This window comes from Cellulomonas carbonis, from assembly GCF_014636275.1.
In the GTDB taxonomy this organism is placed as follows: Bacteria; Actinomycetota; Actinomycetes; order Actinomycetales; family Cellulomonadaceae; genus Actinotalea; species Actinotalea carbonis.
Window position 1 is genome coordinate 302 of the sequence record NZ_BMEB01000037.1, and the last position, 298, is coordinate 599.

A 298-nucleotide genomic window follows, 5' to 3' on the forward strand; every position below is an offset into this window, starting at 1 on the left:
CCGGCTTCGGCGACGTCCGCGTCGTCGGACCCGGACCGGGAGCCCACCTGCTCACCGCCGCCGACGCAGTCCCGCCCGCACACGCAGTGAACCCGGCTGCGGGTGAGGGCAGCCGGACATGATCGAGACCCGGGCACCCGGCAAGCTGTTCATCGCCGGCGAGTACGCCGTCGTCGAGCCCGGACAGCCCGCCGTGCTCATCGCCGTCGACCGGTGCATCACCGTCCGGCTGACCGAGAGCGAAGGCGCCGGCCGCATCCATTCGAGCGAATACGGTCAGGCTCCCGTCGTGTGGCGG

1 pseudogene is annotated in these 298 nt (G+C 72.5%); it reads left to right on the forward strand.

Annotated features, from left to right (window positions below):
* Window positions 1–118 precede the first annotated feature (118 nt).
* Window positions 119–298 (forward strand): annotated as a pseudogene (locus IEV86_RS17560) (phosphomevalonate kinase); the annotation flags it as partial.